Raw genomic sequence first — 13155 nt, 5'->3', positions numbered from 1 at the left:
TACATCGTTTGTTGCGACGTCAGAGGCGCTCGTAGCATGGGCTCCAGAGGCACGATTCAATGCCTGGAGGCTGTGATGCAACGCGATGCAATGGAATTCGATGTAGTCGTAGTGGGTGGCGGACCCGCTGGGTTGTCCACCGCGATTCGCCTGCGGCAACTGGCGCTGGAAGCAGGGCGAGAGCTCTCTGTGTGTCTGGTGGAAAAGGGCGCCGAGATCGGTGCGCACATTATGTCCGGCGCTGTGTTCGAGCCTTCGGCTCTCAACGAGTTGTTTCCCGAATGGGGCGAGATGGGCGCACCGCTGCAATCGCCGGTGAGTTCGGACGAGATTTATTATCTGTCGTCGTCGCGCCTGTCGATCAGGGTGCCGGGTGTCTTGGCTCCCGAGACGATGCACAACGAAGGCAATTACATTGTCAGCCTGGGGAACGTCTGTCGTTGGCTCTGTCAGCAGGCTGAAGCACTGGGAGTCGATGTGTTTGCCGGCTTTCCCGCCGCCGATGTTCTGTATGACGAGCAGGGACGAATCAAGGGCGTGGTCACTGCTGACATGGGCGTCGATCGATCCGGCAATCAAAAAGGGAGTTTCACCCCAGGTATCGAGTTGATTGGCAAGCAGACGGTGTTTGCTGAAGGTTGCCGAGGTCACTTGGGCAAACAATTGATCCATCAATATCGGCTCGACGCTGATTCTGACCCTCAGCATTACGGTCTGGGTATCAAAGAGGTCTGGGAGATTCCGACCGAGCAACATGTCCCGGGCTTGGTGATTCACAGTACCGGGTGGCCCTTGACCGTGAGTGGCGCCCAAGGTGGCGCTTTCATGTATCACCTCGACAATCGCCAGGTCGTGATCGGCCAAGTCGTTGACCTCAACTACCGCAATCCATTTCTCTCTCCTTTCGACGAGCTGCAGCAACTCAAACACCATCCGCTCTATGAGCAATTCCTGCGGGGTGGATCGCGCATCAGCTACGGTGCCCGAGCGATTGCCAAAGGCGGGCTGCAGTCGCTGCCCAAGATGCATTTTCCGGGTGGTTTGTTGATCGGTTGTGACGCTGGCACCTTGAATTTCGCCAAAATCAAAGGCTCGCACACGGCGATGAAGTCCGGAATCCTGGCCGCGGAGACAATCTTTGAAGCCCTGCTCGTTGATGAGGCGGCTGGCCAGGATCTGGCAGACTATGCGATCCGATTCAAAAACTCCTCCATTCATGAGGAGTTGCACCAGCAACGTAATTTTGGTCCCGCATTGCATCGCTTCGGCAGCCTGATCGGCGCGGCTTATGCGTGGTTCGACTTAAATCTGCTTAAGGGAAAAACACCCTGGACCTTGCGTGACACGCGTGCCGATTACTCGACTATGGTGCGCGCCGATCAAGCGAAGGCCATTGACTACCCCAAACCGGACAATGTGCTGAGTTTTGACAAGACCTCTTCGGTTTATCTGTCTAACACCAACCACGAAGAAGATCAGCCCTGCCATTTAATGCTCAGGGATGCGCAGCTGCCGATCGCTTTCAATCTGACGACCTATGCCGAACCCGCACAGCGCTACTGCCCGGCCGGGGTGTACGAGGTGGTTGAGGATGCGGAGCAAAAGCGTTTCCAGATCAATGCGCAAAACTGTTTGCATTGTAAGACCTGTGACATCAAGGACCCGAGCCAAAATATTACTTGGCGCGCTCCCGAAGGGGGCGGTGGCCCTAATTACACCAGCATGTAAGGAAATCAGACGCTTCGCATATCGCGAGAGAGGGTTGTGAAAACGAGAGGATTGGATGGCTTTTAACCCGGCGTATGCCGGGTTTTTTTTGCGCGCTGCACCAGCAATATGAATAAGCACACCTTATTCATGAGTGCTAGATAGATCGTTTGTAAGAGGTTATTGAGGCTTATAGCATCCGTCTGAAGCAGTCATGGACTTATTCGGAGGTAGATATGAAGGTGCTGGTGGCGGTGAAGCGGGTCCTGGACGCTAACGTCAAGGTCCGGGTCAAGACGGATGAGTCTGACGTGGAGTTGAGCAACGTAAAGATGTCGATCAACCCCTTTTGTGAGATCGCGGTCGAGGCGGCGTTGCAATTGAAGGAAAGCGGGCAAGCCAGTGAGGTGATCGCAGTTTCCGTGGGACCGGATGTTTGCCAGGAACAATTGCGTACAGCGCTGGCCATGGGGGCGGACCGCGCCGTGCTGATCAAATCGGCGAGCGATCTTGAACCGCTGGCCATCGCCAAGTTGCTCAACGAAGTGGTCAAGCGCGAAGCACCCGGCATCGTGCTGTTGGGTAAACAGTCCATCGATGGGGACAACAACCAGACCGGCCAGATGTTGTCCGCTTTGATGGGCAGTTCTCAAGGCGCTTTCGCCTCGGACATCAAGGTGGTCGGGGAATGGGTCAACGTGACCCGCGAAGTCGACGGTGGCCTGGAAACCCGGAGCCTTCATCTGCCTGCCGTGATAACTGCTGACCTGCGCTTGAACGAGCCACGCTACGCATCGCTGCCCAACATCATGAAGGCCAAGAAAAAGCCTCTGGAAATTATCGAGGGCAATGAGCTGGGGATCGACATTGCTCCACGGCTGAAAGTCATCAAGGTGAGTGCACCTCAAGAGCGCAAGGCAGGTGTTCGCGTGAGTAGCGTGGAAGAACTGGTCCAAAAGCTGAAGAACGAAGCGGGGGTGATCTGATGGCTGTTTTGTTGATTGCTGAGCATCACGATGGAGTGCTCAAGCTGGCAACCTTGAATGCATTGACCGCCGCTGCACGCCTTGACGCGTCGGTTGAAGTTCTGGTCGCCGGAAAGCATGCCGGTCGCGTTGCGAAAGAAATCGCAACCTTCACCGGAGTCAATCAGGTGTTGATCGCTGATGCCCCTGCCTACGCTGACCAAGGTGTCGAAAACGTGGCGGCACTGATAACTGAGCTGGTGACAACGTCGGCCTACAGCCATGTGCTGGCCGCTTCAACCGCTTTTGGCAAAAACCTGTTGCCACGCGTAGCGGCGTTGCTCGACGTGGCCCAGATCAGCGACGTGGTGGAAATCATTTCAGCCAGTCGCTTTGTGCGTCCGTTTTATGCCGGCAATGCCTTGGTCACCGTTGAAAGTGCTGATCCGGTAAAAGTTCTGACGGTACGCACCACGGCATTTGCGGCAGCAGAAAAATCCACAGCCAGCGCTGCTGTCACGGCTCTCACACTTGCCCACGAAACTGGCCTCTCCAGGTTTGTCAGTGCCGACTTCAGCGTGTCTGAGCGGGTCGAGCTGACCTCCGCCAAGATCATCGTTGCGGGTGGTCGTGGAATGGGCAGTGGGGCGAATTTCGCCCTGTTGGAAAAAGTTGCCGACAAGCTCGGCGCGGCGGTTGGAGCATCCCGGGCCGCCGTCGATGCCGGGTTTGTTTCCAATGACATGCAGGTCGGCCAGACCGGCAAGATCGTTGCGCCACAGCTGTACATCGCTGTGGGTATTTCGGGCGCCATCCAACATTTGGCGGGCATGAAAGATTCAAAAATCATCGTTGCGATCAACAAGGATGAAGACGCACCGATTTTCCGTATCGCCGACTACGGCCTGGTTGCTGATCTGTTTGAAGCCGTCCCCGCGCTTGAAGCTGCACTGTCTTGAGGAGCCTGAAATGAATACTAAGCGTACCTACACCTTCGCATTCGATTGTCCTGATCGTGTAGGGATCATCACCCGCACTGCCGGTCTGTTTGCCAACCACGGCGGTTGGGTTGAAGAGGCTTCTCAGTTCTCGGATGAAGAAAGCAACCGCTTCTTCAGCCGTATGGTGGTGCGAGCCGATTCGCTGCCCTTTGATATGGAGGCACTACGCCGCAAGGTTGAACCACTGGCTCAGGAAATGACCATGAACTGGCGGCTGGTGGACAGTGATCAACGCAAACGTGTGGTGTTGATGTGCAGCAAAGGCTCGCACTGCATGACTGACCTGCTGGACCGCTGGAAGACCGGCGATCTGGTCTGTGACATTGCTTGCGTGATCTCAAACCATGAAGACCTGCGCAGCCTGGTGGAGTGGTACGGCATTCCTTTCGAGTACGTCCCGGTGGACAAGGACAACAAGTCAGCAGGTTTTGCCCGGACCGAACGACTGATCGATGAGTACCGCGCCGACTGCATCGTATTGGCGCGGTACATGCAAATTCTTCCGCAAAACCTGTGCGAGAAATACCGACACAAGGTCATCAACATCCACCACAGCTTTCTGCCGTCATTCATCGGTGCCAAGCCCTACCACCAGGCCTCTCGCCGCGGGGTGAAGCTGATCGGTGCGACCTGTCACTACGTCACCGAAGAGCTTGATGAAGGGCCGATCATCGAGCAGGACGTTGCACGGGTCAGCCATGAGCAAACCGTCGATGACCTGGTCAGGCTGGGCAAGGACGTCGAGAAAACCGTACTGGCGCGAGGGCTTCGAAACCATCTTGAAGACCGCGTACTGGTGTACGGCAATAAAACCGTCGTTTTGTAACCCCAATCGTCGAGTCGGTTGCCCGCTGAGGGCGCCGACCATGGAGTTTTTACATGAGCAATAATATTCCGAGCTCAGCTCGCGTAGTCATCGTCGGTGGTGGGGTAATCGGTTGTAGCGTCGCCTATCACCTGACCAAACTGGGCATCAAAGATGTGGTGTTGCTGGAGCGCAAGACGCTGACCTGCGGTACCACCTGGCATGCGGCCGGCCTGGTGCCGACTCTGCGTGCGACTTACAACATGAGCATGCTGGCCAAATACAGTGCCGGCTTGTACGAAGGCCTGGAAGCGGAAACCGGGCAGGCAACTGGCTTCGTTCGCAATGGTTCGCTGAGCATCGCCACCCACCAGGAGCGATTCACCGAGCTTAAGCGTGGCGCCTCGATGGCAAAGTTGTGCGGCTTCCCTTGCGAGGTGGTGAACCCTGAGCAAGCGCTGGATCTGTGGCCGCTACTGAACATCGATGACATCGTCGGCGGTGTTTATCTGCCTTTGGACGGCGTAGTGAATCCGGTGGACGTGACCCAGGCGTTGGCCAAGGGAGCTCGCATGGGCGGTGCGCGGATCATCGAGAACACCCAGGTTCTGGACATCAAGATCAAGGACGGGAAAGCCGCAGGTGTGGTGACCGCTCAAGGTGATATCGACGCCGAGTTCGTCGTCAACTGTGCCGGTATGTGGGCACGCAATTTTGGCAAGAAGGCCGGAGTCAACATCCCACTGCACGCGGCGGAGCACTTCTATGTCGTGACCGAGCCGATGCCGGAAATCAACGGCATCATGCTGCCCACACTGCGCGACCTGGATAACTATAACTACTTCAAGACCGACGCCGGCAAACTGTTGGTGGGTACATTCGAGCCGAACGCCAAACCTTGGGGCCACGAAGGGATTCCCGACAGCTTCTGCTTCGATGAGCTGCCCCCTGATCTTGACCATCTTGAACCCTATCTTGAAGCGGCCATCCGCCGTATTCCGGCAATGGAAAAAACCGGCCTGCAAGTATTCTTTAATGGGCCAGAAAGCTTTACTCCGGACGATCGCTATCACTTGGGTGAGGCACCGGAACTGCGTAACTATTTTGTCGCTGCCGGTTTCAACTCGGTCGGCATCCAGTCGGCAGGTGGCGCCGGCAAAGTGCTGGCCGAGTGGATCGCCAAGGGCCATGCGCCGATGGATCTGTGGGACGTGGATATCAAGCGCAACCTGCCGTTCCAGGGCAACTCGCAATACTTGTACGACCGCACCACCGAAGGCCTCGGATTGCTCTATGCGATGCATTGGCCATTCCGTCAGTTTGAAACCGCTCGAAACGCCCGTAAGAGTATCCTTCACGATCGCCTCGTCGCTGCAAATGCCTGCTATGGCGAAGTGGTCGGCTGGGAGCGCGCAAACTTCTTCGCCCCTGAAGGCGTGAAGCCTGAATACGGCTACAGCTGGGGCAAGCAGAACTGGTTCGATTGGTCGGCTGCCGAACACTTGGCAGTGCGCAAGACCGTGGGGTTGTTCGATCAGAGTTCCTTCGCCAAAATCCTGGTGCAAGGGCGTGATGCAATGTCGGTCATGAACCGCATCTGCAGTAACAATATCGATGTCGAACCCGGCAAGATCGTTTACACCCAGTGGCTCAACGAACGCGGTGGCATCGAAGCGGACCTGACCGTAACACGGTTGGAGAAAGAGTCTTTCCTGATCGTCACCGGCCCATGGACACAGAGCCGTGAATTGAATTGGCTGCGCCGCAATACGCCGGCGGAGGCCAATGTAGTGATCACCGACGTCACCTCATCGATGGCTGTAATTAGTGTCATGGGTCCCAACGCCCGCAATCTGTTGCAACCACTTACCACCGATGACCTTTCCAATGAAGGGTTCCCGTTCGCGACCTCGCGAGAGATCGAGTTGGGCTACGCCCGAGTACGCGCCTCGCGGATCACTTACGTGGGTGAGCTGGGCTGGGAGCTTTATATCCCTACCGAATTTGCCCCTGATGTGTTCGACCGTATCGTTGCCGCCGGTGAACCGCATGGTCTGAAACTCTGTGGCTACCATGCGTTGAACTCGTTGCGCATCGAGAAGGGTTATCGCCACTTCGGTCACGACGTGATGGAGGAAGACACCCCACTTGAGGCCGGCCTGTCCTTCGCTTCTGATTTCAATAAGGCGGGTGGTTTTATTGGCAAGGAAGCGTTGCTCAAGCAGAAAGCCGAAGGCGTTAAAAAACGTATGGTGTTGTTTAAGTTCCTGGACCCCGAGGCCACCAGTTACCACGAGGAGCCGATCTTCCGAAACGGAGAAATCGTAGGCCGCACCACGTCCGGAATGTACGGTCATTTCATCGGCGGCAACGTGGCGATGGGATATGTGTGTAATGGCACAGGTGTGAGTGCTGATTGGGTCAAGGAGGGCAAGTATGAAATTGAAATTGCGGCGCAAAAATACGAGGTAGAAGCCAGCCTGCGCGCTTTCTATGATCCAGAGATGACAAACATCAAGTGCTGACATATTCGCGCTGTCCTGTCCCGGTGAACGGGGCAGTGAGCGTGACAGACAAAAAACAAGTCGATTAAATCGCAGTGGCTGTTGTATGGCCGCTGTGTACCGATGGGCTTGGCAAGCGCTGAATAAATGGCTGGGCAAGTAAGAATCGAAACCTAACACCTACGAGGAAATTCACTGCCATGTCGACGCTGGTGTATCTGGGGTTGGGCAGTAATCACGAACGGGAATTGAACCTGCAGTACGCGCTGGATTTTCTCTTTGCATTACTGAGTGATGGGCTATGTTCTCCGGTGTACTCCTCCGCGCCGGTGGGTGCACGCGGTCGTGCTTTTTTCAATCTGGTGATGTGCGGGAAAACCGATCTATCGCTGGAAAAACTCTCTCGAGTGATAAAACGCTTCGAGTCGAAATACCTCCGTCGATGTAAGCCATTCCTGGTCATGCCTATTGATATTGACGTGCTTCTGTACGGCCGTTATGTCGGTGAATTCAAGGGGGGTGTTTTGCCAAGACGTGATCTTGTCGAAAGTCCCTACGTCATGCTGCCGATCTCCATGCTTGCTCCGCACGATACTCACCCCATTTCCGGGGTGACGTTCAGCGGCATCTGGCGGGAAATTGAGCATCAGGTAGTCGGGCGAAACCGACCGGTGATGGTGAAGACTTCGGAGCATATCAAGAGGGTCCCGCCCGCCGTGCCGTCGATTCAGCATGCCGACTTCGGCGTTTCTAAATCCAGCTTTTCATAGGCGATATTGCGCCTGTTGGGGGTTGAAGTTGCGCCCGAATGGGCACTGCATTCCCATAGACCGTCGATCTGTCTGGAAAAGTGGCCTTTAGTTTCCATTAACTAGGCGACCACAGGAAAGCAAAACACATAGACTCACCGCTATTAGAGCGAGAGGGAAAGATGCAGATTAGAGGTGAGCGTGCAGCCACTGCGTGTGGATTAGCGGCGATAGCGATGTGGAGCACTGCCCCCGGAATTTTAAGGAGCGTCAGCGAAGATTTTGCCCCAGTGGGCGGTGCGGCAATGATCTTTTCAGTGGGTGCACTCATGTTTCTTGGGTTTTTGGGACGACCGCAGTTGCGTTCGACATCCACGTTTTATCTCATAGTGGGAAGCGCCCTTTTTGTTGCGAACGAGGTGTGCCTTTCACTCGCTCTAGGCTTTGCCAGCAATCGAACACAAGCAATCGAGCTGGGTGTGGTGAATTACTTGTGGCCTTGTCTGACCGTTCTGCTTGCCATCATCATGAACGGACAAAAGACACGCTGGATTATCGTTCCAGGTACGCTGCCGGCTCTTTTCGGCATCGTGTGGGTGGTGAGTGGCGATGGGGCATCACTGCCTCGCCTCGTTTCTAATGTTGAGTCCAACCCTCTCAGTTACAGCCTCGCATTAGCGTGCGCGATTACGTTTGCTTTGTACTGCAATGTCACACGAAAGTATGGGGGAGGGGCGAATCTTGTCGTTTTGTTTTTCATTTTGACAGCGGGCATACTTTGGCTGAAGTACGCTTTTAGCAGTGAGAAGATTTCCGCTTTCACTATCGGCAGTAGCTTGGAGCTGATTGTCGCTGGCATCGCTATGGCAGGTGGTTACGCTCTATGGAACGTTGGTATTTCGCGGGGAGATCTCACGTTGCTGGCTACCTTGTCGTACTCCGCACCGGTCTTGTCATCGGCATTCGCGGCTGTATGGCTGGGGGTCGATTTAAAAGCGCAGTTTTGGCAGGGCGCGCTGCTGGTAACTGCCGGTTCGCTCATATGCTGGCGGGCGACACGACAACTTACAAACTCAGCGGACTGCTGAAAACTCATACCCTCGATAGCGGAATTCGTTGCACTGCTTCTCGGGGAGCAACTTTACCTTTATAGCTAATGATGGCGGCTCGCGAACACGGGAACAGGGGCGCCGGTGATGGCATCAAACGAGACATAGGCGCCTTGTATCGAAGTGGAGGGCGGGGTTCGGTGCTGGTTGTCAGGTATGTCGGTGGCAAACTTCACTCCAATTATTTGCCGTTTAAGCTTCCGATAAAACGACATAACACTATGCCGGAGGATGCTTGTGGTACGGATAACAAAGTCCGGGCTCCATCACCGCCAACCCCACAGTCATAGTTGAACATTCAAACAGCGCGCCGTTGCCGAGAATCAGCACATGTCGGTGCTTTTCTTCGAACGCGTCATCGTCCGCTTCTGAAGCGGATCGCTGTATCGAGCGACTACTGGACAGCAGGACCTCAAGCGCCGATAGTAAAATCTTGAAGTCCCGTTCCTTTGGGGGAGCATCAGTCAATGCCTGCACTACCGTGGGTTTCAGGTAAGGGCAGGTCACTTTTCAGAATTCAGTGAAACATCCATCGAGATGTCTCCCGGCTCTGAACGATTGAGCTCGATTCGCAATGGTCAATGCTGAATCACGCCTGAAAAAACTCGGTTAATTGCGAAGTAATCGAGCTGTCGTACTGACAAAAACCAGCAGAACACTTACGCAGCCAAGAGCGAATGACAAGGTGCTCAGATGGGCGACCGCTCCGATAAATACGGGACCGATCAGAATGCCCGCGTAGCCCATCGAGATGACAGCGGGGATGGCTACCGTCTGTGGCATACGTTGCTGGCGGCCTACAGCGGTAAAGAGCACAGGGACAATGTTTGAGCATCCAGCCCCGACCAGCGCGTAGCCAATCAAGGACGCGGCCCAACCATCGATTCCAAGCGACACGATCATGCCTGCGGCTGCGCAGAGTCCGCCAAGCGAAACGACGCGCACGCCGCCTAGTTTGCTGACGATGGCATCTCCTGTCAGGCGGCCCAGCGTCATCGCAGCGGCGAAGGATGCGTAGCCCAAGCCGGCGATGCTCGGCTCTAACCCTCGGCTCGAGACAAGGAAAACCGCGCTCCAGTCGAGGATTGCGCCTTCAGTGAGGAAGACGATGAAACAGAGCGCCCCTAAAAACAGCACGATACCCCTGGGCACCGCGAACAATGGCCCACCCCGTTCGGTGCCATAAGTCAGAAAAGCAGGCGCTGCCTTGTAAAGCGCTCCCAAAACGGTGGCAACGATGCAGAGCGCAGCAATCAACGGATCCAGGCCGAAGGTCAGTAGAGCAGTCATCGCCCCGGCGCCCAATATGCCTCCGACGCTGTAAAGGCCATGAAAGCCGGATTGAAGTGCCTGTCCGCTGTTTTTCTCGACGATGACGGACTGTATGTTCATGGCGCAATCAAGCATGCCCATACTGGCACCGAAGATAATGACGGCTATGACCAGGCCGGGCAGCCAGACCACGGTGCTCAACAGCGGAAAAACGGCGCACAAGACAATCGTCGCCCAGATTACGATCGGGCGGCATCCATAGTGTGCAGTGAGATAACCAGCGAAGGGCATGGCCACAATAGATCCACCGCCCAGGCCAAGCAGCAGCAACCCCAAGCCACCATCGTCCAGGCCAGCGCGGGCTTTAACCAATGGGACCAGAGGTGCCCATGCGGACATGAGTAAGCCCGCGATAAGGAAGGCGATGCGTGTAGACATCCGCTCGCTGTGGTTAGCCGTGGGTACCAACACCGGCGATGGAGCATTCATAATTCTCGGTAATCCTTATCGATGATGCTAGCCATCGTTTACTCGGCTTAGACGGTGCGGGTTTTGTATGTTTGTCGCGAGCCCGGGTATCGGAAAACTTAACGTCTGCGCTCATACGTTGCTCTATAACTGCTTGGCGCGACGCCAAAGAAGTCACGAAAGCGCATATGGAAGTTGGCGAAACTACAGAAGCCGGTCGCAATCGCGATATCGGTGATCGGCCGATTGCTCTGCAGAATAAGCTGTCGTGCTCGAGTCAAGCGCAGCTCAAGGTAGTAGCGTGTGGGCGTGGCACCCACGAAACGGCAGAAGCGACGCTCCAATTGTCGTCGGGAAATGTTCACACACTCAGCCAGTTCGTCGATCGATAAGGGCTCTTCGATGTTCTTTTGCATCAGTTCTAAAGCGAGCTTCAGGGTTTGTGGCAAGGTGGGGTCAGAGTCAACTATGACAGTCGATATCCCAGAGACTTCAGTGGTTTGATCACAACTGAGTATTTCCTCGACAGCATGGGTCAGCGACACACCTTGTTTAGCGGTGATGAGCTCCAGCATCATGCGTAACGAGCTGCTGGCGCCAGCGCACGTGATACGGTTTCTGTCTATTACGTGAGTTCGACAAGAGACCAGGACTTTGGGGAAAACATCCTCCATCATCGCTCGCCCATCTGGATGGAAGGCGCACTCGACACCGTCCATCAGCTGAGCTTCCGCCAGGAAAAATGCACCGTTCCACAAACCGCCCATGGTCGCGCCAAGAGAGGCGACGTTACGTAGCTTGCGCCGTAATAGCGGGTCGCTGACCAGCTTCACTCGCAAACCACCGGCGACGATGAGAACGTCGATACGACCCGGTAGTTGTGATAGCTCCAGGTCTGCTGAAATCGCAATTCCAAGATCGCTCATTACCAAACGGCTCTTGATGCCGACAGTCAACACCTCAAACGCCGGTGTTTCGCTAATCAGGTTGGCGGTCACCAGCGCATCGATAGCACCGGTAAATGACATCATCGAGAAATTGTTCAAAAGCACGAAAGCTACACGAGTCACCGCCTGCGGCTTTATTGGTTTCTCCGCCGTATAGGAGTACCCCATGTTCTTGTCTTTGAGCACGCTCTCGAATACGAATGGCATAAATCCTCTTTGACACCTGAACGAATAGCTAAGAAGCCGATGCGGAATCTAGGCAGCGGCTTTTGGAGCGGACAGCAACAAATCAAAGAATGATTGGCAGTCTTCACTACCGGGCAATGCTTCAACACTGTTCTTGATGGCATTGCTGAGTGTGGTTCCCAAGCTGTCATCAGCCAGTAAATGGTACTTGGCAGTGAGTTCGTCACTCGACATAGGGTTGCCGGGGTCGCCCTTGGCCGTCGCGGTTGGGCTCGTAAGACGCGTGCCGTCTTTCAGGGTAACCGTGACGCGGGAGAGGATTTCCTCTGGGAACCTGGCAGACAGGTCAGGCGCCTCATGAAGGGTTATTTTCTCGCTGATACTCAAGATGTCTGGCGCATGAATAGAATCGCCGGTGACCTCTTTTGGCCCCAGCTTCCCGCGAACGATCAAGGCTGCCAGCGGGAACGCCAGCGCATATTGGGCCTCGTCCGCATTCTTCGGAAAATGCCCCTGCAAGCACACAGACTCATGGAATGTTTCGACCTCTATGGCCTCGATCAACTCAGCAGTGATGACCGGATGTGCTCGCATCAAATCGGTCATGGCCGTGAGTGCCGGTTGCGCCCAGCGACATACCGGCCACGGTTTGAAATATTGTTCGTCGATCTCCCAGCGGGCTCCGATGTCCCGCCAGAAAGTGGAAATCTCCAAAGGTTCAACGGTGGCGGCTGGAGCGCCGGTGACACCGAGCTGTGCCATCAGTAGTGCGTTCAGTCCGGCATACGCCCCGGCACCGTGAGCGTCACGCAACATCGTCGGAAAACTCACCAGGCGCATCATCGGACACCTGGGGCCAAAGTATTCCGCGATACCCAGTGCATGACGGAACGTCGTTTCATCAAGCTTCAGCAAGCGGGCGCCAGCGCAAACGACCCCGATCCCGGAAAAGGCGCCTGAGGCATGATATTCAGGGGCCGTGGCCATCAATGCCTGGCCCGCCCGCAAGGCGGTCTCGTAACCGATGCACAGTGCGCTGAGGAATTCCTCGCCGCTGATGTCTTTGCCCTGACTGCGATACGCGTCTACCAATGCAACAATGGCCGGGACTACGGTTGCACCCGCATGCCCCTTGGAGGTGAAGTGACCTTCATGTGCATCCAGGCTATCAACGCAGAAGCCGCCTGCATACGCGGCGCCCAATGGATGTACGGCTCTGCCGTCGAACCAGAGGCGGCTGGACAGCTTGTTGGCAGAGTAGTGGGTGTCAGCGTAAGTTTTGAGCATCACGCTGGTTTGATTGTTGCGGGCACCGGCGGCCACACCAATGATGTCGAGCAGGCAAGTTTTAACCAGCTCGCGTGTATGCAGGGGCGCGTCCTTGTAACTGAAATTCTGGACGAATGAATACAACTGCATTTCATGATTCCTGAATGATGAAC

Annotated in this window: 11 protein-coding genes; 7 read left to right on the top strand and 4 right to left on the bottom strand. The window is 55.4% G+C overall.

Annotated features, from left to right (window positions below; genetic code table 11):
* Window positions 1-75 precede the first annotated feature (75 nt).
* The 7 genes from AC1D19_RS01400 (at window position 76) to yddG (ending at window position 8819) form a co-directional block, all read left to right on the top strand.
* Window positions 76-1728, top strand: a complete 1653-nt coding sequence (locus AC1D19_RS01400; protein WP_477762084.1) for an electron transfer flavoprotein-ubiquinone oxidoreductase — start codon at window positions 76-78, stop codon at window positions 1726-1728.
* Window positions 1729-1943: 215 nt separating this feature from the next.
* Complete coding sequence (locus tag AC1D19_RS01395) at window positions 1944-2693, top strand: electron transfer flavoprotein subunit beta/FixA family protein (RefSeq protein ID WP_477762083.1); 750 nt, start codon at window positions 1944-1946, stop codon at window positions 2691-2693.
* The gene (locus tag AC1D19_RS01390) at window positions 2693-3631 is read left to right on the top strand and encodes an electron transfer flavoprotein subunit alpha/FixB family protein (protein WP_477762082.1); all 939 of its coding nucleotides are present in this window, start codon (window positions 2693-2695) and stop codon (window positions 3629-3631) included. Before AC1D19_RS01395 ends, AC1D19_RS01390 begins: the two co-directional genes overlap by 1 nt.
* Before the next feature lie 10 nt (window positions 3632-3641).
* The gene (gene purU, locus AC1D19_RS01385) at window positions 3642-4499 is read left to right on the top strand and encodes a formyltetrahydrofolate deformylase (RefSeq protein WP_123366517.1); all 858 of its coding nucleotides are present in this window, start codon (window positions 3642-3644) and stop codon (window positions 4497-4499) included.
* A gap of 53 nt (window positions 4500-4552) precedes the next feature.
* Window positions 4553-7003, top strand: coding sequence for a GcvT family protein (locus AC1D19_RS01380; RefSeq protein ID WP_477762081.1), 2451 nt, complete (start codon window positions 4553-4555; stop codon window positions 7001-7003).
* A gap of 179 nt (window positions 7004-7182) precedes the next feature.
* Window positions 7183-7752, top strand: a complete 570-nt coding sequence (gene folK / locus AC1D19_RS01375) for a 2-amino-4-hydroxy-6-hydroxymethyldihydropteridine diphosphokinase (protein WP_477762080.1) — start codon at window positions 7183-7185, stop codon at window positions 7750-7752.
* A gap of 161 nt (window positions 7753-7913) precedes the next feature.
* Window positions 7914-8819, top strand: a complete 906-nt coding sequence (gene yddG / locus AC1D19_RS01370) for an aromatic amino acid DMT transporter YddG (RefSeq protein WP_477762079.1) — start codon at window positions 7914-7916, stop codon at window positions 8817-8819.
* Window positions 8820-9059: 240 nt separating this feature from the next.
* On the opposite strand, the gene AC1D19_RS01365 is transcribed toward yddG, so the two are convergent.
* The 4 genes from AC1D19_RS01365 to AC1D19_RS01350 all read right to left on the bottom strand — a co-directional run bounded on the left by AC1D19_RS01365 (window position 9060) and on the right by AC1D19_RS01350 (window position 13132).
* Window positions 9060-9317 carry a dimethylsulfonioproprionate lyase family protein gene (locus AC1D19_RS01365; RefSeq protein ID WP_477762341.1) on the bottom strand — a complete coding sequence of 86 codons (258 nt, stop codon included), beginning with the start codon at window positions 9315-9317 and terminating at the stop codon, window positions 9060-9062.
* Window positions 9318-9449: 132 nt separating this feature from the next.
* On the bottom strand, window positions 9450-10601 hold the full coding sequence (locus AC1D19_RS01360) for an MFS transporter (protein WP_477762078.1): 1152 nt from the start codon (window positions 10599-10601) through the stop codon (window positions 9450-9452).
* Window positions 10602-10699: 98 nt separating this feature from the next.
* The gene (locus AC1D19_RS01355; protein WP_477762077.1) at window positions 10700-11734 is read right to left on the bottom strand and encodes a GlxA family transcriptional regulator; all 1035 of its coding nucleotides are present in this window, start codon (window positions 11732-11734) and stop codon (window positions 10700-10702) included.
* A 48-nt stretch (window positions 11735-11782) separates the two neighbouring features.
* The gene (locus tag AC1D19_RS01350; RefSeq protein WP_477762076.1) at window positions 11783-13132 is read right to left on the bottom strand and encodes an MmgE/PrpD family protein; all 1350 of its coding nucleotides are present in this window, start codon (window positions 13130-13132) and stop codon (window positions 11783-11785) included.
* Window positions 13133-13155 lie beyond the last annotated feature (23 nt).

This window comes from Pseudomonas sp. P1_C12, from assembly GCF_056406435.1.
This window is presented reverse-complemented; position numbering and strand designations above follow the sequence as displayed.

What these genes read in the sequence shown, in the direction of transcription:
- AC1D19_RS01400 (WP_477762084.1), top strand. Translation starts at nt 76, where the DNA reads ATGCAACGCGATGCAATGGAATTCGATGTAGTCGTAGTGGGTGGCGGA.
- AC1D19_RS01395 (WP_477762083.1), top strand. Translation starts at nt 1,944, where the DNA reads ATGAAGGTGCTGGTGGCGGTGAAGCGGGTCCTGGACGCTAACGTCAAG.
- AC1D19_RS01390 (WP_477762082.1), top strand. Translation starts at nt 2,693, where the DNA reads ATGGCTGTTTTGTTGATTGCTGAGCATCACGATGGAGTGCTCAAGCTG.
- purU (WP_123366517.1), top strand. Translation starts at nt 3,642, where the DNA reads ATGAATACTAAGCGTACCTACACCTTCGCATTCGATTGTCCTGATCGT.
- AC1D19_RS01380 (WP_477762081.1), top strand. Translation starts at nt 4,553, where the DNA reads ATGAGCAATAATATTCCGAGCTCAGCTCGCGTAGTCATCGTCGGTGGT.
- folK (WP_477762080.1), top strand. Translation starts at nt 7,183, where the DNA reads ATGTCGACGCTGGTGTATCTGGGGTTGGGCAGTAATCACGAACGGGAA.
- yddG (WP_477762079.1), top strand. Translation starts at nt 7,914, where the DNA reads ATGCAGATTAGAGGTGAGCGTGCAGCCACTGCGTGTGGATTAGCGGCG.
- AC1D19_RS01360 (WP_477762078.1), bottom strand. Translation starts at nt 10,601, where the DNA reads ATGAATGCTCCATCGCCGGTGTTGGTACCCACGGCTAACCACAGCGAG.
- AC1D19_RS01355 (WP_477762077.1), bottom strand. Translation starts at nt 11,734, where the DNA reads ATGCCATTCGTATTCGAGAGCGTGCTCAAAGACAAGAACATGGGGTAC.
- AC1D19_RS01350 (WP_477762076.1), bottom strand. Translation starts at nt 13,132, where the DNA reads ATGCAGTTGTATTCATTCGTCCAGAATTTCAGTTACAAGGACGCGCCC.